Origin of the sequence: Streptococcus bovismuti (assembly GCF_042436615.2) — a bacterium.
In the GTDB taxonomy this organism is placed as follows: domain Bacteria; phylum Bacillota; class Bacilli; order Lactobacillales; family Streptococcaceae; genus Streptococcus.
The window spans coordinates 158,971-180,027 of the sequence record NZ_JBHMFR020000003.1; the positions used below are offsets into that span (position 1 = coordinate 158,971).

A 21,057-nucleotide genomic window follows, 5' to 3' on the forward strand; every position below is an offset into this window, starting at 1 on the left:
TTGAAGAAAATGTAAAGGAAAAAACATGACAAAAAACTTATTAGTAGAACTCGGTCTTGAAGAATTACCAGCCTATGTTGTCACACCAAGTGAAAAACAACTAGGCGAAAAAATGGCAGCCTTCCTAAAGGAAAATCGCTTGTCTTTTGAAGCTATTCAAACCTTCTCAACACCACGTCGTTTGGCTGTTCGTGTGACTGGTCTTGCAGATAAACAGTCTGATTTGACAGAAGATTTCAAGGGTCCAGCAAAGAAAATTGCCTTGGATAGTGATGGGAACTTCACCAAAGCAGCTCAAGGATTTGTCCGTGGGAAAGGCTTGACGGTTGAAGATATCGAATTCCGTGAAATCAAGGGTGAAGAATATGTCTATGTCACTAAGGAAGAAGTTGGTCAAGCAGTTGAAGCCATTGTTCCAGGTGTTGTGGATGTCTTGAAGTCATTGACTTTCCCTGTCAGCATGCACTGGGCTGGAAATAGCTTTGAATACATTCGTCCTGTTCACACTTTAACCGTTCTTTTGGATGAGCAAGAATTTGATTTGGATTTCCTTGATATCAAGGGCGGTCGTGTGAGCCGTGGTCATCGTTTCTTGGGACAAGAAACTAAGATTCAGTCATCCTTGAGCTATGAAGAAGATCTTCGTAAGCAGTTTGTAATCGCGGATCCTCGTGAACGTGAGCAAATGATTGTTGACCAAATCAAAGCAATCGAAGCTGAACACAGTGTACGTATCGAAATTGATGCGGACTTGCTTAATGAAGTCTTGAACTTGGTTGAATACCCAACTGCCTTTATGGGAAGTTTTGATGCCAAATATCTTGAAGTTCCAGAAGAAGTTTTGGTGACTTCAATGAAAGAACACCAACGTTACTTTGTTGTTCGTGATCAAGATGGAAAACTCTTGCCAAACTTCATTTCTGTTCGTAACGGAAATGCAGAGCATTTGGAAAATGTTATCAAAGGAAATGAAAAAGTCTTGGTAGCTCGTTTAGAAGACGGTGAATTCTTCTGGCGTGAAGACCAAAAATTGGTGATTTCAGACCTTGTTGAAAAATTAAACAATGTCACCTTCCATGAGAAGATTGGTTCCCTTCGTGAACACATGATTCGTACGGGTAAAATCGCTGTACTTTTGGCAGAAAAAGCTGGCTTGTCAGTGGATGAAACAGTTGACCTAGCTCGTGCAGCAGCCATTTACAAGTTTGACTTGTTGACAGGTATGGTTGGTGAATTTGACGAGCTTCAAGGAATTATGGGTGAGAAATATGCCCTTCTTGCTGGTGAAACTCCAGCAGTCGCAGCTGCTATTCGTGAACACTATATGCCTACATCAGCTGAAGGAGAGCTTCCAGAGAGCAAGGTAGGTGCAGTGCTTGCCATTGCAGACAAATTGGATACGATTTTGAGTTTCTTCTCAGTAGGCTTGATTCCATCAGGATCTAATGACCCTTATGCCCTTCGTCGTGCAACTCAAGGTGTGGTTCGTATCTTGGATGCCTTTGGTTGGCACATTGCTATGGATGAGCTGATTGATAGCCTTTATGCATTGAATTTTGACAGCTTGACTTATGTAAATAAAGCTGAAGTTATGGACTTTATCAAGGCTCGTGTTGATAAGATGATGGGTTCTACACCAAAAGATATCAAGGAAGCCGTTCTTGCAGGATCAAACTTTGTTGTGGCGGATATGTTGGAAGCAGCAAGCGCTCTCGTGGAAGCAAGCAAGGAAGATGACTTTAAGCCATCTGTTGAATCACTTTCTCGTGCCTTTAACTTGGCTGAGAAGGCAGAAGGAGTTGCTACAGTTGATTCAACACTATTTGAAAATGACCAAGAAAAAGCCTTGGCAGAAGCAGTAGAAACACTTGCTTTATCAGGATCTGCAAGTCAACAATTGAAACAACTCTTTGCACTTAGCCCAGTTATTGATGCTTTCTTTGAGAATACCATGGTAATGGCAGAAGATCAGGCTGTCCGTCAAAATCGTTTGGCTATCTTGTCTCATTTAACTCAAAAAGCAGCTAAACTTGCTCGTTTTAACCAAATTAACACTAAATAAAATTTGATAAACGGACTTTATCTTATCACAAAGGAGAAGAAATGGATCAGAAAAAAATTGATCGTATCAACGAGCTTGCTAAAAAGAAAAAAGCAGAAGGCTTGACACCAGAAGAAAAAGTGGAACAAGCTAAACTACGTGAGGAGTACATCGAAGGTTATCGTCGCTCTGTTCGTCACCACATTGAGGGAATCAAAATTGTGGATGAAGAAGGAAACGATGTTACACCAGAAAAACTACGCCAAGTTCAACGTGAAAAAGGATTACATGGTCGTAGTCTTGATGACCCAAATTCATAATAATACTCTTCGAAAATCAAATTCAAACCACGTCAGCTTCACCTTGCCGTACTTAAGTACAGCCTGCGGCTAGCTTCCTAGTTTGCTCTTTGATTTTCATTGAGTATAAGTATTCTTTCTTTTAACAAAGATAGATGAAATAATAACCAAAAGACTAGCAGTTTTTGTCTGCTAGTCTTTTTTCGCTAAAAAAGGAACCAATATGGTTCCCAAAACTATTATTAGTTACTTGCGCCAGATGTAGCGTCTGCGCCACCACCGTGGCCTCCAGCATCACCTGCATCAGAAGCTCCAGATGTAGCATCTGCATCGCCGTGACCATGTCCGCCAGCAGGAGCTGCAGCATTTCCACCAACTAGACGTTGACCAGTTGTATTAAGGTACCAGTCAAGCCATGGTTGGAAATTAAAGATGATTTCATTGATTCCAGCATATGAACCATCTGGATAGTACATTGCTTGGTAATTATGGGTATTAATAACACCTTCAGGTGTTCCTGGTACAATTGTACGGACATATTCTTGGTCCCCATTACGCAATACGCCGACAACCCATTCAACGTTTTTCATTCTAGAATCTGGCAATGTACCGTGTACTGTTCCTAATCTATTTCCTGATTGAGCACGGACACGTTTACCAAACATTGTATCTGGGTCTTGGTGTGCGTTATTAAAGTACAAGAATTGATTATTATCATCTGCAAATGTCAATTCAAATGGCATTGCTTTCAAGAACATGTCAAGTTGGTTAACTGTCAAGATACCGTGGTCTAATTTAACGTAAGTATCTCCAGAAACAGCTCCAACAAGTTCAGCAGCTTTTTCTACCCATTCAGGATCATCTGGATCAACACCTTGGATAGTAGTTGCAATTGAATTTGTACAATATAAATCTTCTGGCTCAATTGGTTTTGGTTTTTTCAATTTTGAAACGACTCCCACATATTTTACAAAGTTGTCCAAGCATGTTTCAAGGAAATTAACAGTTCCTTCATTCGTGATATTTCCATTAACATCAAAAGCTTCTTTAGCTTTACCAAGAAGGAATTCATTTCCTGGAAGAGTGTAGGCATTGACACCTGGAGCGTCAAGAATCTTACGAAGGTGAACTTGGGCACGAGAAGTACCTTGGTCGTAGTAAGAAGCTCCCACAATCATGACTGGTTTGTTTTCAAATGGATGAACCTCGTATGAAAGCCATTCAAGAACTGATTTAAGAGAAGCTGAGATTGTGTGGTTGTGCTCAGGAGTAGCAATAATGACACCATCAGCACGCGTAATTCTGTTATACAAGAGACGCAATTGGAAGCTTTCGTCCCATTTTTCGTCTTGGTTAAACATTGGAACTTCATCAATTTCGAGAACTTCTAATTCAAATTTGAGTTTGAAGTGACGACGGATGAATTCCAAGAGTTTACGGTTATATGATTGATCGTAGTTTGATCCTACAAGTCCAACAAATTTCATTCTTTTTGGTCTCCTATCTTACAAATTTTCCCAGTCAAAGTCTTCAGCATCTTTGCGAAGTAGGGCTTGTGCGTTGCGCAATTTTTCTGTAATTTTTACAAAGATACGGAAGTCGTCAAAAGTGGCATCTAATTTTTTGATAACATCAAGATCCACTAGATCTCCACTTGGATTGAAGGCTTGAAGAGAATGTGAAAGCAAGAATTCATCTGGAAGGACACTTGCTTTGATTTCTGGGGCATTCAAGATTTGGCGAAGTTGTAATTGGGCACGTGATGAACCAAGCGTACCATATGAAGCACCTGTAATCATGATTGGTTTGTTCAAAAGTGGATAGATACCATAAGACAACCAAGCAAGAGCGCTCATCAAAACAGCTGGGATAGAGTGGTCATACTCAGGAGTACCAATAATAACGCCATCTGCCTCTTCAATTTTAGCAGCAATTTCTAAAATTTCAGCAGGTACTTGCTTGTCAGCTGGTTTGTTGAAGACAGGAATGTCTTTAATTTCAACAAGTTCAATTTCAGCTTTTTCAGCAAAGTGTTTTTGCATGTATTGAAGCAATTGGCGGTTTGTAGAACGTTTTGAATTTGTTCCAACAATAGCAATAAGTTTTAACATGAGATTTCCTTTCTCTTTTTACATAATACAATTTTAAAACTCCATTGAAACATTTGTTTCTATAGAGTAGGAATTCCTGAAGAACAGCTTAGGTGACCTTCCTTATCGATGAGGATAGCTTCGATGCCCTCCAAACTTTCGACTTGCCAGAGGATAGAAGCAGGTCTTTCTCCAAATAGACGAGTTGTCCAGATTTCACCATCAACTGATTTATCAGAGATGATTGTTAGACTCGCTAGTTCCGTTTCAACAGGATAACCTGTTTGGCTGTCAAAAATATGATGGTAATCTTTTCCATCGACAGTCAGGTGACGTTCATAAATGCCTGAAGTCACGACAGATTTATTGACAACAGGGATGGTCATTAAGTGATTTCCCCTCGGATTGGCTGGGTCTTGAATCCCAATTCGCCAAGGCTGATCCCCTCTTGCCTGATTTTTTCCAATAGTCAGGATATTCCCTCCCAGATTGATCAAGGCAGATGTCACTCCCTCTTTTCTCAGAAATTGAGCAACTTTATCCGCACTATAACCCTTGGCTAAACAACCTAGGTCTATCTTCATTCCTTTCTGTTTTAGAAACACAGTAGAAGTAGAAGAATCTAACTCGATATAATGAGGATTGATTAAAGGTAGAACCGATTCAATTTCTTGAGGCTGGGCAACTTTGGCATCTGAAAAACCGATACGCCAGGTTTGAATCAAGGGACCAATGCTGATATTGAGATGGCTAGATGGCGCGAGGCTATGCTCTAATCCAAGTGAAATCAGTTCGAACAGGTCTGGATGAACCTTGACGGGGGCTATTCCAGCTTGATGATTGATTTCCATCAACTCAGATTCTTGGCTATTGGCATTGAAGCGGTATTCGAGCTCTCTGAGTAAATCAAAGGATTTCTGGATCAAGCTATCGGCTCGCTCATCTACTAATGAAATAGTGATAGTAGTCCCCATTAGCCGTTCGGAATGTGAACTAAGAGGCAAGCTACCAACTCCTTTCTCTTATGAAAAGAAGGCTGAAATATAGTAAATTTATATTAAATTTAACCCCTTACATTTTCTTTCCATGATACTAGCATACCATAAAGTCAGCGTTTTCACAAATAAAATTTGTAAACTTGTCAAGAAATATGCTCAGAAAAAAAGAGTAATTGTAAGAAAGACTGATAAAATACAGATTATTTACATTTTTTTACAAAAAAATCGGGAAAATTAACTAAACTCTTGTAAACGCTAACAGTAAATGTTATACTAGAAGAGTAAATTTAAAATTGAAGGTAGGAATTTTTCTATGAGTAAAATCGTTGTAGTTGGTGCTAACCACGCTGGTACAGCATGTATTAATACTATGTTGGATAATTTTGGAAATGAGAACGAAATCGTTGTATTTGACCAGAACTCTAACATCTCTTTCCTAGGATGTGGAATGGCTCTTTGGATTGGTGAACAAATTGACGGTGCTGAAGGCTTGTTCTATTCTGATAAAGAAAAATTGGAAGCTAAAGGTGCTAAGGTATACATGAATTCACCAGTTCTTTCAATCGACTATGATAACAAAGTAGTTACAGCAGAAGTTGAAGGGAAAGAGCACAAAGAATCATACGATAAATTGATTTTCGCTACAGGTTCTACACCAATCTTGCCACCAATCGAAGGTGTTGAAATTGTTAAAGGAAACCGTGAATTTAAAGCAACTCTTGAAAATGTACAATTCGTTAAATTGTACCAAAATGCTGAAGAAGTGATTCATAAATTGGCTGACAAGAGCCAACACCTTGACCGTATCGCCGTTGTTGGTGGTGGATACATCGGTGTTGAACTTGCTGAAGCTTTTGAGCGTCTTGGAAAAGAAGTTGTCCTTGTTGACATCGTAGATACTGTCTTGAACGGATACTACGACAAAGACTTCACTCAAATGATGGCGAAGAACTTGGAAGACCACAACATCCGCTTGGCGCTTGGTCAAACTGTTAAAGCAATTGAGGGTGACGGTAAAGTTGAACGCTTGATTACTGATAAAGAAACTTTCGATGTGGATATGGTTATCCTTGCAGTTGGTTTCCGTCCAAACACAGCCCTTGCTGATGGAAAAATTGAACTCTTCCGTAACGGTGCCTTCCTTGTAGACAAGAAACAAGAAACATCTATCCCAGGCGTTTACGCAGTAGGTGACTGTGCGACTGTTTATGACAACGCTCGTAAAGACACTAGCTACATCGCTCTTGCTTCAAATGCTGTTCGTACTGGTATCGTTGGTGCATACAACGCTTGTGGACATGAATTGGAAGGAATTGGTGTTCAAGGTTCAAATGGTATCTCAATCTACGGTCTTCACATGGTTTCAACTGGTTTGACTCTTGAAAAAGCGAAAGCTGCTGGTTACAATGCAACTGAAACAGGCTTTAACGATCTTCAAAAACCAGAATTTATGAAGCATGACAACCATGAAGTAGCTATTAAGATTGTCTTTGACAAAGATAGTCGTGAAATTCTTGGTGCACAAATGGTTTCACACGATTCTGCAATCAGCATGGGAATCCACATGTTCTCACTTGCTATCCAAGAGCATGTAACAATTGATAAATTGGCATTGACAGACCTATTCTTCTTGCCACACTTCAACAAACCATACAACTACATCACAATGGCTGCACTTACAGCTGAAAAATAATATTTGATGAACTATCTGGCCTTAAGTTGAGGTCAGATAGTTTTTTAGTCAATCTGTACCCATACAATTATATTTTTTCTATCTTGTGTTTCATTCTAATCTAACTTAAAATGAAATGGTAGCTACCAATACAAATGATGAGGATAAAATAAATGACTGAAAATCGTTATGAATTGAATAAAAACTTGGCGCAGATGCTCAAGGGCGGTGTTATCATGGATGTGCAAAATCCTGAACAAGCCCGTATTGCAGAGGCTGCTGGTGCGGCAGCCGTGATGGCCTTGGAGCGGATTCCAGCCGATATCCGTGCAGCTGGTGGGGTTTCCCGCATGAGTGACCCAAAGATGATTAAGGAAATCCAAGAAGCGGTTAGCATTCCAGTGATGGCCAAGGTCAGAATAGGCCATTTTGTTGAAGCTCAGATTTTAGAGGCTATCGAAATTGACTATATCGATGAGAGTGAAGTTCTATCTCCAGCTGACGACCGTTTCCATGTGGATAAGAAAGAATTCCAAGTTCCTTTTGTATGTGGGGCTAAGGACCTGGGAGAAGCTTTGCGTCGTATCGCTGAAGGTGCTTCTATGATTCGTACCAAAGGAGAACCGGGTACGGGGGATATCGTCCAAGCTGTTCGTCATATGCGTATGATGAATCAGGAAATTCGCCGCATTCAAAACCTACGTGAGGACGAACTTTATGTTGCTGCTAAGGACTTACAAGTCCCTGTAGAATTGGTTCAATACGTCCATGAGCATGGAAAATTGCCAGTTGTAAACTTTGCTGCTGGAGGTGTTGCAACACCAGCAGATGCCGCGCTGATGATGCAATTAGGGGCAGAAGGTGTATTTGTCGGTTCAGGTATTTTCAAGTCAGGAGATCCTGTTAAACGAGCGAGTGCCATTGTCAAAGCGGTAACCAATTTCCGAAATCCTCAGATCCTAGCTCAAATCTCTGAAGATCTAGGAGAAGCCATGGTGGGTATTAATGAAAATGAAATCCAAATTCTCATGGCTGAGCGAGGGAAATAGATGAAAATTGGAATATTGGCCTTGCAAGGTGCCTTTGCAGAACATGCAAAAGTGCTAGATCAATTAGGTGTCGAGAGTGTTGAAATCAGAAATCTAGATGATTTTCAGAAACATCAGAGTGATTTGTCGGGATTGATATTACCTGGTGGAGAATCTACAACCATGGGCAAGCTCTTACGTGAGCAGGACATGCTGATTCCCATTCGAGAAGCCATTCTATCTGGCTTACCAGTGTTTGGGACCTGTGCAGGTTTAATTTTGCTGGCTAAGGAAATTACTTCTCAGGAAGAGAGTCATCTAGGAACTATGGATATGGTAGTCGAGCGCAATGCCTATGGGCGCCAACTAGGAAGTTTCTATACGGAAGCAGAATGTAAGGGAGTTGGCAAGATTCCGATGACCTTTATTCGCGGGCCGATTATCAGTAGTGTTGGAGAAGATGTAGAAATTCTAGCAACAGTTGACAATCAAATCGTTGCAGCCCAAGAAAAAAATATGCTGGTAACTTCCTTTCATCCAGAATTGACTGATGATGTAAGCTTGCACCAGTACTTTATCAATATGTGTAAAGAAAAAAGTTGAGAAAAATTCTCAACTTTTTTACATATAATAAACAATGGCAATGTATTGGAGGGCAGATGCTGCTAGGATAAAGAGATGCCAAATCATGTGGAAATAAGGTTTTTTCTTGGCGTAAAATCCAGCTCCAACTGTATAACAGAGTCCGCCAGTTACCATGAGACTCCAGAAAATTGGCGTTGTTTGACTGATAATGGCAGGAATGATAGCCAGAACCAACCAGCCCATAATCAGGTAAAGAGCAAGGCTAAATTTCTCATTGACTTTTTTAGCAAAGATTTTATAGAGAATACCAAAGATGGTCGTTCCCCACTGGATAGCAATAATCAGATAGCCAAACCAGTTATTCATCAAAGTCAGTACGACAGGTGTATAAGAGCCAGCAATAGCAACATAAATCATAGAATGGTCAATGATTCGCAAGACATATTTGTGGGTCGAACCATAGGCCATAGAGTGATAAATGGTGGATGATAGGAACATGAGAAAGAGACTAATAACGAAAATGGAAACGCCGATAGAGGATAAAAATCCGTGTGTCTCATAACTATAGGTTGATGAAATAGGCAGTAAGATGAGCATGATGACTGCACCTACGGCATGGGTCACACTATTAGCAATCTCTTCTCCGAAACTGAGTTGTTTGCTGAGTTTAAGACTAGTGTTCATTGGATTACCTCCTCTTGAGTATGATCGATTAAGGCTAGGGTTTGATGATAGAGTTTAACGGTTTGGCAGCTGGTTTGGATAATGGGGTTAGCTGGGTCAATTCCTTGGTTCATGTAGTCCACAAAAGCATCGTAGAGTTGGTCTGAACTTGCTTGAGTTTGGAGAGTATTAAGTGTCTGAGCTATTTCTTGAATAGAGAATACCGACTTGAGGGTTGTGATAGCAATCAAACGGGCAATCTGTTGGCGTTGGTATTTTTTCTTATCAGGCTTTGTCAGGTAACCATGTTTCACATAATTGTTGACCATGGATGCTGTTAGGCCCTTGTCTTTATCAGGAGAGATAGGGGCGCAGACCTGATTGACATAGAGTAAAACCTGGTCTAGATAGAGGTCAATGTTTGGAATTTCTGCCCATTTTGGGTAGGAAAAGGTAGTTTTCATTTTCAACTCCTTTTTATCTAGTTTTAATAACTAGATTATAAAATAATAAAAACGGGAAGTCAAGTTTTAACTGCTTGTAGAAAGACTTAAATTATGCTATGATGGGAGAAACTAGTCAGAAATGAGGAGAAAAGATGGAGATTCGTTTAGCTTTTCCAAATGAAGTAGATGCCATCATGCAGGTGATGGAGGATGCTAAAAAAAGTTTAGCGGCTGCTGGTAGTGACCAATGGCAAAGTGGTTATCCAAATGCAGATGTTATCATAGATGATATTATCTCAGGGCAAGCCTACGTAGCCTTGGAAGAAGGAGAACTACTAGCTTATGCTGCTGTAACCAAGAGTCCAGAGGTAGCCTATGAAGCCATTTATGAAGGAAACTGGCAAGCTGGGGAGTCAGAGTACCTAGTCTTTCACCGTATTGCTGTGGCAGCAGATGTCCAGGGACAAGGAGTTGCTCAAACCTTTTTAGAGGGCTTGATTGAAGGTTTTGACTATCTAGATTTTCGCTCAGATACGCATGCTGAAAATAAGGTTATGCAACATATTTTTGAAAAACTTGGTTTTAAACGGGTTGGAAAGGTGCCGGTTGATGGGGAACGCTTGGCCTATCAAAAATTGAAGAAATAATGCAAAAGAAGTATGCAAAAATTCTCTACTCTTCGCCAATTGGCTCTTTTTCTCTTGTAGCTGATGACCATTATTTGTATGGAATTTGGATGCAAAAACAGAAGCATTTTGAGAGGGGATTAGGGGATGAAACGATAGAGGAAGTTGTTAGTCATCCTATCTTAGACCCAGTTATTGCTTGCTTAGATGATTACTTTAAAGGCAAGTCTCAGGATTTATCCAACTTGCCCTTGGCTCCACTCGGAACAAATTTTGAAAAGCGAGTTTGGTCCTATTTACAGGAAATTCCTTATGGTCAGACAGTGACCTATGGACAAATAGCGAAAGACCTACAAGTGGCTTCTGCTCAAGCAATTGGTGGAGCAGTAGGACGCAATCCTTGGTCTATCCTAGTACCTTGTCATCGGGTGCTGGGAGCGGACAAGCGTTTGACAGGTTATGCTGCAGGAGTGGAAAAGAAAGCTTGGCTCTTGGAGCATGAAGGCGCAGATTTTAAAGATATAAAATAGAAAGTGAAAGACATGTTAGAATTTATCGAATATCCAAAATGTTCAACTTGTAAAAAAGCAAAACAAGAATTAAACCAACTCGGTGTGGACTACAAAGCCGTTCATATCGTCGAAGAAACACCTAGCCAAGAAGTCATTTTAAACTGGCTAGAAACCTCGGGTTTTGAGTTGAAGCAATTTTTCAACACCAGTGGAATCAAATACCGTGAATTGGGGCTGAAAGATAAGGTAGGAAGTCTGTCAAACCAAGAAGCAGCTGAGTTGCTAGCAAGCGACGGAATGTTGTTAAAACGCCCCATTTTAGTAGAAAATGGAACTGTTAAGCAAATCGGTTATCGAAAACCTTATGAAGAATTGGGATTGAAATAGTTTTTACTTATCTCTTTGATAGATAAAATATATAACCTCCCTGTTTCAAAGTATGATAAACTAGTAGGTAGATAAAGTCTGTATCTGACCGTAGCAAATAATTTCATTGACGGCAGAAGTATGGTAGAATGAATCATTATCAGGAGAGGATGTTTTTATGAATGTTACAACGATTTTAGCATCAGATTGGTACCAAAACTTGATGCAATTGATTCCGGATGGCAAGCTTTTTAGCTTGCGTTCGGTCTTTGATGGAATTCCGAGAATTGTCCAACAACTTCCAACAACGATTATGTTGACCATTGGTGGTGCTCTTTTTGGCTTGGTTTTGGCACTTCTTTTTGCCATTGTGAAAATCAATCGTGTCAAAATTTTATATCCCTTGCAGGCCTTCTTTGTTAGTTTCTTAAAAGGGACACCGATTTTGGTGCAACTCATGTTGACCTACTACGGAATTCCTTTGGCTTTGAAAGCTCTCAATCAGCAATGGGGAACTGGTTTCAATATCAATGCGATTCCAGCCGCTGCTTTTGCGATTGTCGCCTTTGCTTTCAATGAAGCAGCTTATGCGAGTGAAACCATTCGTGCAGCCATTCTCTCAGTCAATCCTGGTGAGATTGAGGCGGCACGCAGTCTGGGTATGACCCGAGCACAAGTTTATCGTCGCGTAATTATTCCAAATGCAGCCGTTGTGGCAACTCCAACCTTAATCAATTCCCTCATCGGCTTGACCAAAGGAACTTCCCTAGCCTTTAGTGCGGGTGTTGTGGAAGTATTTGCCCAAGCTCAGATTCTGGGTGGAGCTGATTATCGTTACTTTGAGCGCTTCATCTCCGTTGCCCTTGTTTATTGGGTAGTCAATATCGGAATTGAAAGCCTCGGTCGTTTCATCGAGAGAAAAATGGCTATTTCTGCACCCGATACAGTGCAAACAGATGTGAAAGGAGACCTTCGTTAATGATTAAGATTTCGAATTTAAGCAAATCCTTTTCAGGACAGACTGTCTTGGATCATCTGGACTTAGATATTCAAAAAGGGGAAGTTGTAGCCTTGATTGGTTCTTCAGGAGCTGGAAAATCAACTTTTCTTCGTAGTCTCAATTATCTTGAAACTCCTGACAGTGGATCAATTCAGATTGATGATTTCTCAGTTGATTTTTCTAAAATCACTCAGGAAGAAATCCTGGCCCTACGCCGCAAGCTGTCCATGGTTTTCCAACAGTTTAATTTGTTTGAACGACGTACAGCACTTGATAATGTGAAAGAAGGCTTAGTTGTTGTCAAGAAATTATCTGATCAAGAAGCGACTAAGATTGCCAAGGAAGAGTTGGCTAAGGTTGGGCTTTCTGACCGTGAAAACCATTACCCTCGACATTTATCAGGTGGACAAAAGCAACGGGTTGCCTTAGCGCGTGCCCTTGCCATGAAACCAGATGTATTGCTGTTAGACGAACCAACTTCAGCCCTTGACCCAGAATTGGTCGGAGAAGTAGAAAAATCTATCGCAGATGCTGCTAAGTCAGGTCAGACCATGATTTTGGTTAGTCATGACATGTCCTTTGTAGCTCAAGTTGCGGATAAGATTCTCTTCCTAGATAAGGGGAAAATCATTGAGTCTGGAACACCGGATGAGATTATCCACCATCCTAAAGAAGAGCGAACAAAAGAATTCTTCGCTAGTTACAAACGGACGTATATTTGATATAATAGATAAAGGAAAACTCAGTTAGCTGGACTAGCTGAGTTTACTCTTTAAAAAAGATAGAAATGAGAGAAATCATGCTACTGCAACTATTTTCTTTATATTTCGAGAGTTTGATCTTGACCACCATCCTCGTCCTGATTTTTTTAGGGATTTGGATTGGACTGAGAGCCATGTCGGGAGTGGATAAGACAGCCAAGGCTCGCCAAGCCCATCTCTATGATATGATTATGATTGGTGTCTTGGTTGTTCCAGTATTATCCTTTGCGGTTATGAGTTTAATTCTTGTTTTCAAGGCATAATCCTTGCTTGATTGACAAGAAAGAGTTAGAATAAAGATAGTTACAACAAGAAAGAAGGAATCTATATGTACGATACTATTATTATCGGTGCTGGACCTGCAGGGATGACTGCAGCCTTGTATGCAGCTCGAAGCAATCTGAAAGTAGCCTTGATTGAAGGTGGTCTGCCAGGTGGTCAGATGAATAATACATCGGATATCGAAAATTACCCTGGATACGCTAATATCAGTGGGCCAGAATTGGCTGAAAAGATGTTTGAACCGCTTGAAAATCTTGGTGTTGAGCACATTTATGGCTATGTTGAAAATGTCGAAGACCATGGTGATTTTAAGAAAGTGATTACTGATGACCAAACATATGAAACACGTACAGTTATCGTAGCGACTGGCTCTAAACACCGTCCTTTGGGAGTACCTGGAGAAGAAGAACTGAACAGTCGTGGTGTTTCTTACTGTGCCGTGTGTGATGGTGCTTTCTTCCGTGACCAAGATTTGTTGGTAGTTGGTGGTGGAGATTCAGCTGTCGAAGAAGCTATTTTCTTGACTCGCTTTGCCAAGACTGTTACCATTGTTCACCGTCGTGACCAACTTCGTGCTCAAAAGGTTTTACAAGACCGCGCTTTTGCGAATGAGAAAATCAGCTTTATATGGGATTCTGTAGTCAAGGAAATCAAGGGAGAAAACCGAGTAGAATCTGTCGTCTTTGAAAATGTGAAAACAGGTCAAGTGACAGAACAAGCCTTTGGTGGTGTCTTTATCTATGTTGGTTTGGACCCTCTTAGCGATTTTGTTAAAGAATTAAATATCCAAGATCAGGCTGGCTGGATTGTGACAGATAACCACATGAAAACTGCAGTTGACGGTATCTTTGCAGTTGGAGATGTTCGCTTGAAAGACCTTCGCCAAGTAACAACAGCAGTTGGAGATGGAGCAATCGCTGGTCAAGAAGCTTACAAGTTTATCACTGAACATAGTTAATCATAAAAAAGTTTCCAATCAGATGACTGGAAACTTTTTTTATAGTCTATTTCGAAAAACTTCGTACATGAGAATGGCTGCAGCAACACTGGCATTAAGGCTTTGAACATGTCCATTCATAGGAATGGTAATCATTTCATCGACCTGTTTTTTGATGTTGCTAGAGATGCCTTTTCCTTCATTTCCGATAATGAGGGCAATTTTCCCTTTTGTATTCCACTTATGGCAAGGAGTACCGTTCATATCCGTTCCAAAGGTCCAGAACCCTTCATCCTTGAGTTTGTCCAGAGTTTGGCTAAGATTGGTCACTCGGGCAATTGGAACGTGCTCAATAGCACCTGTGGCTGTTTTTGCAACGACAGGAGTAACTCCGACAGCACGGTGCTTGGGAATGATGACACCTGAAACATTGGTCGCATCGGCTGTTCTCAAGATTGAACCCAGATTATGGGGATCAGTAAGACCATCCAGAATCAAGAGAAGTGGATTTTCTTCTTGACGTGTTTTGGCAAGGATTTGGTCCAGTTCGCTATAGGCAAATTCGGATACTCGTAGAACGAAACCTTGGTGGACAGCACCTTCAGTCATCTCAGAGAGGGATTTTTTTGAAGTCCAAGAAATGGATACTTTTTTTTCTGTAGCCAGTTCCTTGACTTTCTCAACATTCTTACCTCGGAGATCTTCTTGGAGGTAAAGTTTGTTCCCTGTGTTTGCAAGGAGGGCTTCGGTAACGGCGTGGACGCCATAGACAATATCATTTGTTTTCATGCCTCTATTATAACACAAAACCCCGTCTTGCAACGGGATTTTATTTATTCAAGAATCAGTAGACCATCTTTAACTTCAAATGGGTCTTTTTCATTGATACGATCGTAAAACATGATTCCGTTGATGTGGTCAATTTCATGCTGAACAACGATGGAGTTGTAGCCTTTGAGCTTGATACGGTGTTTTTCGCCGTCCTTGTCAAAGTAGTCAACAGTAACGCGAGCATGGCGAACAACATAGCCAGGCACATTGCGGTCAACAGAGAGGCAACCTTCTCCTTCGCCAAGAGCAGCGTCTTGAACAGAGTGAGAGACGATTTTTGGATTGTACATAATGGCTTGTAAGTCGTAGGCTTCCTGCGGAGTTTCACCTTCTTCAACAATGTTTGGTACCAAAACAGCGATAATACGTTTTGAGATATCTAATTGAGGAGCAGCAAGTCCAACACCACCTCGGAGCCCCATCTTTTCAGCCATGACAGGATCTTGGGAATGTTTGAGGAATTGCATCATCTTTTCACCGAGAATGATTTCCTGGTCAGACAAGGGGAAAGTGACTTCCTCAGCAACCGCGCGTAGAGTTGGATTTCCCTCGCGGATAATATCTTTCATATCAATTAAGTGAGCAGCTTTTGTAATACGTTCTATTGCAGACATTTTCTCTCCTTTCATTACCTCTACATGATAACACAAAATGACAAGGATTGAAAGTATTACAGCCTTTAGGATTTGTAGAAAATAGATAGGATGTTCAATTCATACTCAATGAAAATCAAAGAGCAAACTAGGAAGCTAGCCGCAGGCTGTACTTGAGTACGGTAAGGCGACGCTGACGTGGTTTGAATTTGATTTTCGAAGAGTATCAATTGTGAAAGAATTACTTATCTGTGATATAATAAAAAGAAAAGGCTTGCATTAGAAAGTAGGGAGAATGAAGATGCAAAGAAGACAAGATAGACATAAACGTGGACCAGTTTTTCATTTTGTGAGAGGCTTTGTAAACTTTTTTAGGAGTTATCGCAAGTGGAGCAATAAGGGATTTGTGGCGATACTCTTGCTAGCAGTTGCTTTATCAATGGGCTTGGTCTTGTTGTTTGAAAGCTTCCAAGGAATCCCCTTAACCAGTCAAAAAAAGGATGCCATTTCTCAAGAAGCAAATAAGACCAATCAAAATACTAAAGATCAGGAAGAGGAAAAAACTGCTAGAATTATGGCCAATGGGGACCTCCTTTATCATATTCCTATTTATCGTTCGGCTTTAAAAGAAGATGGGACCTATGATTTTCATGAGAATTTTGATTATGTGAAACCATGGCTCAAACAAGCAGACCTAATTATAGGTGATTTTGAAGGTACTGTGAACAAGGACCACTATTTGGCAGGTTATCCTCTATTTAATGCACCTGGTGAAGTTATGGATGCCATCAAGGATGCCGGTTATCAAGTGCTAGACTTGGCGCATAACCATATCCTAGATTCACAAATAGAAGGTGTGGTTTCAACAGCAGATGCTATTGAGAAGGCAGGAATGACACCTATTGGAGTGTATACGCATGAGTCACGTGATCAAGCTCCACTGGTTATCAAGGAAGTGAACGGTATCAAGGTTGCACTTTTGGCCTATTCTTATGGTTTTAATGGAATTGAGCAAAGTATTTCTCAAGAAGACTATAACCGCTATCTTTCAGACCTAAATGAAGACAAGATGAAGGCTGAAATTGAACGGGCAGAGAAGGAAGCGGATATCACCATTATCATGCCTCAGATGGGTGTGGAGTATCGCTTGGAACCAACTGAAGAACAAAAGGCTCTTTATCACAAGATGATCGATTGGGGAGCGGATATAATCTTTGGAGGGCACCCTCACGTAGTTGAACCATCTGAAACGGTTGAAAAAGATGGGGACAAGAAACTCATTATCTATTCAATGGGGAACTTCATTTCCAATCAACGAATTGAAACCATGCAAGATGAAGAGAATGCTAAGTGGACAGAGCGTGGTGTTCTTATGGATGTGACCATTAAGAAAAAGGATGGCAAGACGACAATCGAAACTGCTAAAGCGCATCCTTCTTGGGTAAATCGTACACCGAAAGGAACCTATTCTCCAGAAGGTTATCCACTATTCCTATACCAAACTTATATCTTAGAAGATTTTATTGAGGGTGGTAGTCATCGTGACCAGTTGGATGAAGCGACTAAGGAACGAATTGATACAGCTTATAAAGAAATGAACGAACATGTAGGATTGAAGTGGGATTAGCTTGAATTCAGAGGGAATTAAATGACGATTAAGGTAATTGCAACAGATATGGATGGGACCTTGCTGGATGCTAGAGGCCAGCTTGATCTCCCACGTTTGGAAAAGATTTTAGATCAGTTGGATCAAAGGGGTATTCGTTTTGTCATTGCGACTGGGAATGAAATTCACCGCATGAGGCAACTACTGGAGCACTTGGTCGATCGGGTGGTTCTGGTTGTTGCAAACGGTGCTCGTATTTTTGAAAACAATGAACTGATTCAGGCTCAGACATGGGATGACGCCGTTGTTGACAAGGCTTTGGCTCATTTCAAGGGTCGAGCTTGTCAGGACCAGTTTGTTGTAACGGGGATGAAGGGTGGTTTCGTCAAAGAAGGTACCATTTTTACAGATCTTGAAAGTTTTATGACTCCAGAAATGATTGAAAAATTCTACCAACGGATGCAGTTTGTGGATGAATTAACCTCTGACCTCTTTGGTGGTGTGCTCAAGATGAGTATGGTTGTTGGTGAGGAGCGTTTGAGTTCGGTCTTGGCAGAGATTAATGATCTCTTTGATGGCCGTGTTCGAGCTGTATCAAGTGGCTATGGTTGCATTGATATCCTTCAAGCTGGAATTCATAAAGCATGGGGCTTGGAAGAATTACTCAAGCGCTGGGACTTGAACTCCCAACAAATCATGGCTTTTGGTGACAGTGAAAATGATGTTGAAATGCTTGAAATGGCTGGAATTGCCTATGCGATGGAAAATGCTGATGAGAAAGCCAAAGCTGTGGCGACTGCTCTAGCACCAGCTAACAGCCAAGGAGGAGTTTACCAAGTCTTGGAAAATTGGTTAGAAAAAGGAGAATGAAGTGGCAGTACAGTTATTAGAAAATTGGTTACTGAAGGAACAAGAAAAAATCCAAACCAAGTATCGTCACTTAAATCAGGTTTCTGTTGTAGAGCCAGACATTCTTTTTATTGGGGATTCCATTGTCGAATATTATCCTCTGCAGGAACTATTTGGGACTGCAAAGACGATTGTCAATCGAGGCATTCGAGGTTATCAGACAGGGCTGTTATTAGAGAATCTGGATGCGCATCTGTACGGTGGGGCGGTAGATAAAATTGTCCTTTTAATTGGGACGAACGATATCGGAAAAGATGTGCCTGTGAATGAGGCTCTCAATAATCTCGAATCTATCATACAATCCATTGCTCGCGATTATCCACTGACAGAGATAAAATTGCTTTCCATTTTGCCAGTCAATGAGGGCGAGGAGTACAAGCAGACAGTCTATATCCGCACGAATGAAAAAATTCAGAAATGGAATCAAGCCTATAAAGAACTTTCCTCTGCCTATATGCAGGTAGAATTTGCGCCAGTTTTTGATAGTTTGACAGACCAGGCAGGCCAACTCAAAAAAGATTATACAACTGATGGGTTGCACCTTAGTGTTCCCGGTTATCAGGTTTTGACAAAATCTTTGAAAGACTATCTTTTGTAGTTAATTGCTTTCCTTTTTGCATTTTTGAGTTAGATAAGGTATAATGGTTTTATTGTCTTTTGGGGTCGTTACGGATTCGACAGGCATTATGAGGCATATTTTGCGACTCGTGTGGCGACGTAAACGCTCAGTTAAATATAACTGCAAAAAATAACACTTCTTACGCTCTAGCTGCCTAAAAACCAGCAGGCGTGACCCGATTTGGATTGCTCGTGTTCAATGACAGGTCTTATTATTAGCGAGATACGATCAAGCCTTGTCTAGCGGCTTGATAAGAGATTGATAGACTCGCGGTTTCTAGGCTTGAGTTATGTGTCGAGGGACTGTTAAACGAATACATAACCTATGGTTGTAGACAAATATGTTAGCAGATGTTTGGACGTGGGTTCGACTCCCACCGGCTCCATTATTCCTTTGCATTATTTTGCATTCCTTGGTAAAACGTTGTTAAATCAACGTTTTTTATTTTTGTCTTTGGTATTCTTTTGCAAAAAAAGAATACAACATTTTGTTGTATCCTAAATATTAAATCAAGTCCTGAATTTTCTTAAGTTTTTATCATATTTTCTGTTATAATTAAGGTGCCTTAAGAAAAATAATGAAAAAACTAAATGTTTTTCATATAGTTTTCATTGTTTTAATAGTTTAAAGTCAATCTTATTTTTCTCTAATAGAAAATAATGAAAAAGTAGGTTTAGAAAGAGGTAAGTATCTATGTCTTCTCATAAAAAAGTGTCACTCTCTGAGATTAATCAATCTATCGATACTCCAAATAACAATCATTTCTGGCAAAATTTAAATGCCTTTTTAGGTCCGGGTGCTCTTGTCGCAGTTGGTTATATGGATCCAGGAAACTGGATTACCAGTGTAGTCGGTGGTGCTTCCTATAAGTATAGTCTCTTGTTTGTTATCTTGATTTCATCTCTCATTGCCATGCAACTTCAGCAGATGGCAGGAAAGCTTGGTATTGTAACCCAGATGGACCTGGCTCAAGCAACGGCTCATCATTCACCTAAATGGCTTCGTTATAGTCTATGGGTGATTTTAGAATTAGCCTTGATGGCGACAGATCTGGCAGAAGTTCTAGGTTCAGCGATTGCTCTCAATCTTCTCTTTAAGATTCCGATTATGATAGCAATTCTCTTGACCGTGTTGGATGTTTTTCTCTTATTGCTTCTGATGAAATTTGGCTTTAAGAAGATTGAAGCTATTGTGACAACACTGATTTTAACCATTCTAGCAATTTTTACCTATCTGGTAGCTTTGTCACATCCAAGCTTCCAAGGAATCGTTGAGGGTTATCTACCGAATGCAACCTTATTTGAAAGTCCCTTGCCAGGGCATGAAAGTCAATTAACCTTGGCACTAGGGATCGTGGGAGCAACGGTTATGCCCCATAACCTCTATTTGCATTCTTCCTTGTCTCAAACTCGGAAAATCAATCACAAGGACAAGAATGATGTTCGAAAAGCCGTGCGCTTTATGACCTGGGATTCAAATCTCCAATTATCCTTGGCCTTTGTGGTTAACTCCCTTCTATTAATTCTCGGGGCGGCTCTCTTTTTCGGCCATGCATCTGAGATTTCTGCCTTCTCTCAAATGTATAATGCCTTGCAGGATTCTACTATTGCAGGAGCTATAGCTAGCTCGACCTTATCAACCTTGTTTGCCTTGGCTTTATTAGCCAGTGGTCAAAATTCGACAATTACGGGTACCTTGACTGGACAAATCGTTATGGAAGGTTTCTTGCATATGAGATTACCTCAATGGTTCATTCGTTTGGCAACTCGTCTCTTTGCCTTGTTGCCTGTCATGATTGTAGCGGTTCTGTTTGGTCATCAGGAAAAAACATTGGATCAGTTATTGGTTTATTCACAAGTCTTTCTTTCGATTGCTCTTCCATTTTCAATCTTCCCACTGATTTATCTAACTTCTAAGAAATCACTGATGGGAGAATTTACCAATGCCAAATGGAATACCATCCTTGGCTATATCGTTTCCATTATCTTAACAATTCTCAATGTGAAATTGTTATTTGATATTTTCTAAGAAATTCACCCGAGTTATAAAACAAGCATATAAGAAAAAAGATACCCAAGATTGTACTGCACCCCAAAAGTTAGACAGAAAAAATCTAACTTTTGGGGTGTTTTATTATGAAATTGAGTTATGATGATAAAGTTCAGATCTATGAACTTAGAAAACAAGGATATA

23 protein-coding genes and 1 other RNA gene are annotated in these 21,057 nt (G+C 40.4%); 17 read left to right on the forward strand and 7 right to left on the reverse strand.

Annotated features, from left to right (window positions below; translation table 11 throughout):
* Positions 1-25: 25 nt before the first annotated feature.
* Both glyS and ACERDH_RS05230 read left to right on the forward strand, forming a co-directional pair.
* Positions 26-2,062, forward strand: a complete 2,037-nt coding sequence (gene glyS / locus ACERDH_RS05225; protein ID WP_386684045.1) for a glycine--tRNA ligase subunit beta — start codon at positions 26-28, stop codon at positions 2,060-2,062.
* 41 nt (positions 2,063-2,103) lie between these two features.
* On the forward strand, positions 2,104-2,361 hold the full coding sequence (locus ACERDH_RS05230; protein WP_000372163.1) for a DUF896 family protein: 258 nt from the start codon (positions 2,104-2,106) through the stop codon (positions 2,359-2,361).
* Between the two features lie 221 nt (positions 2,362-2,582).
* On the opposite strand, the gene ACERDH_RS05235 is transcribed toward ACERDH_RS05230, so the two are convergent.
* Genes ACERDH_RS05235 through ACERDH_RS05245 form a run of 3 tightly spaced genes read right to left on the reverse strand, consistent with a single transcriptional unit; the run spans position 2,583 to position 5,434 of the window.
* On the reverse strand, positions 2,583-3,827 hold the full coding sequence (locus tag ACERDH_RS05235) for an NAD(P)H-dependent oxidoreductase (RefSeq protein WP_020903506.1): 1,245 nt from the start codon (positions 3,825-3,827) through the stop codon (positions 2,583-2,585).
* Between the two features lie 18 nt (positions 3,828-3,845).
* A complete protein-coding gene (locus ACERDH_RS05240; RefSeq protein WP_000915951.1) occupies positions 3,846-4,451 on the reverse strand; it encodes an NADPH-dependent FMN reductase in 606 nt (201 codons plus the stop codon).
* Positions 4,452-4,510: 59 nt separating this feature from the next.
* On the reverse strand, positions 4,511-5,434 hold the full coding sequence (locus ACERDH_RS05245) for an FAD:protein FMN transferase (RefSeq protein WP_386684050.1): 924 nt from the start codon (positions 5,432-5,434) through the stop codon (positions 4,511-4,513).
* A gap of 307 nt (positions 5,435-5,741) precedes the next feature.
* Here ACERDH_RS05245 and nox point away from each other — a divergent pair, with 307 nt between their 5' ends.
* The 3 genes from nox to pdxT all read left to right on the forward strand — a co-directional run bounded on the left by nox (position 5,742) and on the right by pdxT (position 8,731).
* A complete protein-coding gene (gene nox / locus ACERDH_RS05250) occupies positions 5,742-7,121 on the forward strand; it encodes a H2O-forming NADH oxidase (protein ID WP_143951900.1) in 1,380 nt (459 codons plus the stop codon).
* A gap of 152 nt (positions 7,122-7,273) precedes the next feature.
* Positions 7,274-8,149 (forward strand): pyridoxal 5'-phosphate synthase lyase subunit PdxS, encoded by an 876-nt coding sequence (gene pdxS / locus ACERDH_RS05255; RefSeq protein ID WP_000138517.1) that lies wholly within the window; start codon positions 7,274-7,276, stop codon positions 8,147-8,149.
* Positions 8,150-8,731, forward strand: a complete 582-nt coding sequence (gene pdxT / locus ACERDH_RS05260; RefSeq protein WP_023948274.1) for a pyridoxal 5'-phosphate synthase glutaminase subunit PdxT — start codon at positions 8,150-8,152, stop codon at positions 8,729-8,731.
* 18 nt (positions 8,732-8,749) lie between these two features.
* Here pdxT and trhA read toward each other — a convergent pair whose 3' ends face one another.
* Together trhA and ACERDH_RS05270 are read right to left on the reverse strand one after the other, a co-directional pair.
* Positions 8,750-9,397: a PAQR family membrane homeostasis protein TrhA gene (gene trhA, locus ACERDH_RS05265; protein WP_001098000.1), complete on the reverse strand. Its 648-nt coding sequence runs from the start codon at positions 9,395-9,397 to the stop codon at positions 8,750-8,752.
* Positions 9,394-9,840 (reverse strand): DUF1836 domain-containing protein, encoded by a 447-nt coding sequence (locus ACERDH_RS05270; RefSeq protein WP_042751456.1) that lies wholly within the window; start codon positions 9,838-9,840, stop codon positions 9,394-9,396. Before ACERDH_RS05270 ends, trhA begins: the two co-directional genes overlap by 4 nt.
* 134 nt (positions 9,841-9,974) lie before the next feature.
* On the opposite strand from ACERDH_RS05270, the gene ACERDH_RS05275 reads away from it, so the two are divergent.
* From ACERDH_RS05275 to trxB, 7 genes are all read left to right on the forward strand, one after another.
* Positions 9,975-10,469 (forward strand): GNAT family N-acetyltransferase, encoded by a 495-nt coding sequence (locus tag ACERDH_RS05275; RefSeq protein WP_261046598.1) that lies wholly within the window; start codon positions 9,975-9,977, stop codon positions 10,467-10,469.
* Positions 10,469-10,978 (forward strand): methylated-DNA--[protein]-cysteine S-methyltransferase, encoded by a 510-nt coding sequence (locus tag ACERDH_RS05280; RefSeq protein WP_386684118.1) that lies wholly within the window; start codon positions 10,469-10,471, stop codon positions 10,976-10,978. The genes ACERDH_RS05275 and ACERDH_RS05280 overlap by 1 nt, the downstream gene beginning before the upstream one ends.
* A gap of 12 nt (positions 10,979-10,990) precedes the next feature.
* Positions 10,991-11,347, forward strand: coding sequence for an arsenate reductase family protein (locus ACERDH_RS05285; protein ID WP_000889092.1), 357 nt, complete (start codon positions 10,991-10,993; stop codon positions 11,345-11,347).
* 157 nt (positions 11,348-11,504) lie between these two features.
* A complete protein-coding gene (locus ACERDH_RS05290) occupies positions 11,505-12,305 on the forward strand; it encodes an amino acid ABC transporter permease (RefSeq protein ID WP_020901891.1) in 801 nt (266 codons plus the stop codon).
* On the forward strand, positions 12,305-13,048 hold the full coding sequence (locus ACERDH_RS05295; RefSeq protein WP_000590965.1) for an amino acid ABC transporter ATP-binding protein: 744 nt from the start codon (positions 12,305-12,307) through the stop codon (positions 13,046-13,048). Before ACERDH_RS05290 ends, ACERDH_RS05295 begins: the two co-directional genes overlap by 1 nt.
* A 77-nt stretch (positions 13,049-13,125) precedes the next feature.
* Complete coding sequence (locus ACERDH_RS05300) at positions 13,126-13,350, forward strand: DUF4059 family protein (protein ID WP_000926599.1); 225 nt, start codon at positions 13,126-13,128, stop codon at positions 13,348-13,350.
* A 65-nt stretch (positions 13,351-13,415) separates the two neighbouring features.
* On the forward strand, positions 13,416-14,327 hold the full coding sequence (gene trxB, locus ACERDH_RS05305; protein ID WP_247928045.1) for a thioredoxin-disulfide reductase: 912 nt from the start codon (positions 13,416-13,418) through the stop codon (positions 14,325-14,327).
* 39 nt (positions 14,328-14,366) lie between these two features.
* On the opposite strand, the gene rlmB is transcribed toward trxB, so the two are convergent.
* The gene (gene rlmB / locus ACERDH_RS05310) at positions 14,367-15,095 is read right to left on the reverse strand and encodes a 23S rRNA (guanosine(2251)-2'-O)-methyltransferase RlmB (RefSeq protein ID WP_045611907.1); all 729 of its coding nucleotides are present in this window, start codon (positions 15,093-15,095) and stop codon (positions 14,367-14,369) included.
* Positions 15,096-15,139: 44 nt separating this feature from the next.
* Positions 15,140-15,751 carry a peptide deformylase gene (gene def, locus ACERDH_RS05315; RefSeq protein WP_001272937.1) on the reverse strand — a complete coding sequence of 204 codons (612 nt, stop codon included), beginning with the start codon at positions 15,749-15,751 and terminating at the stop codon, positions 15,140-15,142.
* 280 nt (positions 15,752-16,031) lie between these two features.
* On the opposite strand from def, the gene ACERDH_RS05320 reads away from it, so the two are divergent.
* From ACERDH_RS05320 to ACERDH_RS05340, 5 genes are all read left to right on the forward strand, one after another.
* Positions 16,032-17,357 carry a CapA family protein gene (locus tag ACERDH_RS05320; protein WP_338139389.1) on the forward strand — a complete coding sequence of 442 codons (1,326 nt, stop codon included), beginning with the start codon at positions 16,032-16,034 and terminating at the stop codon, positions 17,355-17,357.
* A gap of 21 nt (positions 17,358-17,378) precedes the next feature.
* Positions 17,379-18,206, forward strand: coding sequence for an HAD family hydrolase (locus ACERDH_RS05325; RefSeq protein WP_386684146.1), 828 nt, complete (start codon positions 17,379-17,381; stop codon positions 18,204-18,206).
* Between the two features lies 1 nt (position 18,207).
* On the forward strand, positions 18,208-18,843 hold the full coding sequence (locus tag ACERDH_RS05330) for an SGNH/GDSL hydrolase family protein (protein ID WP_000290664.1): 636 nt from the start codon (positions 18,208-18,210) through the stop codon (positions 18,841-18,843).
* 61 nt (positions 18,844-18,904) lie between these two features.
* Positions 18,905-19,252, forward strand: a transfer-messenger RNA (tmRNA) gene (ssrA, locus tag ACERDH_RS05335).
* A 305-nt stretch (positions 19,253-19,557) separates the two neighbouring features.
* A complete protein-coding gene (locus tag ACERDH_RS05340; RefSeq protein WP_000094601.1) occupies positions 19,558-20,892 on the forward strand; it encodes an Nramp family divalent metal transporter in 1,335 nt (444 codons plus the stop codon).
* Positions 20,893-21,057 lie beyond the last annotated feature (165 nt).

Bases quoted from the DNA above. Each gene is read 5' to 3' on its own strand.
- ACERDH_RS05295 (WP_000590965.1), top strand. From the start codon at position 12,305: ATGATTAAGATTTCGAATTTAAGCAAATCCTTTTCAGGACAGACTGTC.
- ACERDH_RS05325 (WP_386684146.1), top strand. From the start codon at position 17,379: ATGACGATTAAGGTAATTGCAACAGATATGGATGGGACCTTGCTGGAT.
- ACERDH_RS05280 (WP_386684118.1), top strand. From the start codon at position 10,469: ATGCAAAAGAAGTATGCAAAAATTCTCTACTCTTCGCCAATTGGCTCT.
- def (WP_001272937.1), bottom strand. From the start codon at position 15,751: ATGTCTGCAATAGAACGTATTACAAAAGCTGCTCACTTAATTGATATG.
- trhA (WP_001098000.1), bottom strand. From the start codon at position 9,397: ATGAACACTAGTCTTAAACTCAGCAAACAACTCAGTTTCGGAGAAGAG.
- ACERDH_RS05230 (WP_000372163.1), top strand. From the start codon at position 2,104: ATGGATCAGAAAAAAATTGATCGTATCAACGAGCTTGCTAAAAAGAAA.
- glyS (WP_386684045.1), top strand. From the start codon at position 26: ATGACAAAAAACTTATTAGTAGAACTCGGTCTTGAAGAATTACCAGCC.
- ACERDH_RS05300 (WP_000926599.1), top strand. From the start codon at position 13,126: ATGCTACTGCAACTATTTTCTTTATATTTCGAGAGTTTGATCTTGACC.
- ACERDH_RS05235 (WP_020903506.1), bottom strand. From the start codon at position 3,827: ATGAAATTTGTTGGACTTGTAGGATCAAACTACGATCAATCATATAAC.
- rlmB (WP_045611907.1), bottom strand. From the start codon at position 15,095: ATGAAAACAAATGATATTGTCTATGGCGTCCACGCCGTTACCGAAGCC.
- ACERDH_RS05275 (WP_261046598.1), top strand. From the start codon at position 9,975: ATGGAGATTCGTTTAGCTTTTCCAAATGAAGTAGATGCCATCATGCAG.
- ACERDH_RS05340 (WP_000094601.1), top strand. From the start codon at position 19,558: ATGTCTTCTCATAAAAAAGTGTCACTCTCTGAGATTAATCAATCTATC.
- ACERDH_RS05240 (WP_000915951.1), bottom strand. From the start codon at position 4,451: ATGTTAAAACTTATTGCTATTGTTGGAACAAATTCAAAACGTTCTACA.
- nox (WP_143951900.1), top strand. From the start codon at position 5,742: ATGAGTAAAATCGTTGTAGTTGGTGCTAACCACGCTGGTACAGCATGT.
- ACERDH_RS05320 (WP_338139389.1), top strand. From the start codon at position 16,032: ATGCAAAGAAGACAAGATAGACATAAACGTGGACCAGTTTTTCATTTT.
- ACERDH_RS05270 (WP_042751456.1), bottom strand. From the start codon at position 9,840: ATGAAAACTACCTTTTCCTACCCAAAATGGGCAGAAATTCCAAACATT.
- ACERDH_RS05290 (WP_020901891.1), top strand. From the start codon at position 11,505: ATGAATGTTACAACGATTTTAGCATCAGATTGGTACCAAAACTTGATG.
- trxB (WP_247928045.1), top strand. From the start codon at position 13,416: ATGTACGATACTATTATTATCGGTGCTGGACCTGCAGGGATGACTGCA.
- pdxT (WP_023948274.1), top strand. From the start codon at position 8,150: ATGAAAATTGGAATATTGGCCTTGCAAGGTGCCTTTGCAGAACATGCA.
- ACERDH_RS05285 (WP_000889092.1), top strand. From the start codon at position 10,991: ATGTTAGAATTTATCGAATATCCAAAATGTTCAACTTGTAAAAAAGCA.
- pdxS (WP_000138517.1), top strand. From the start codon at position 7,274: ATGACTGAAAATCGTTATGAATTGAATAAAAACTTGGCGCAGATGCTC.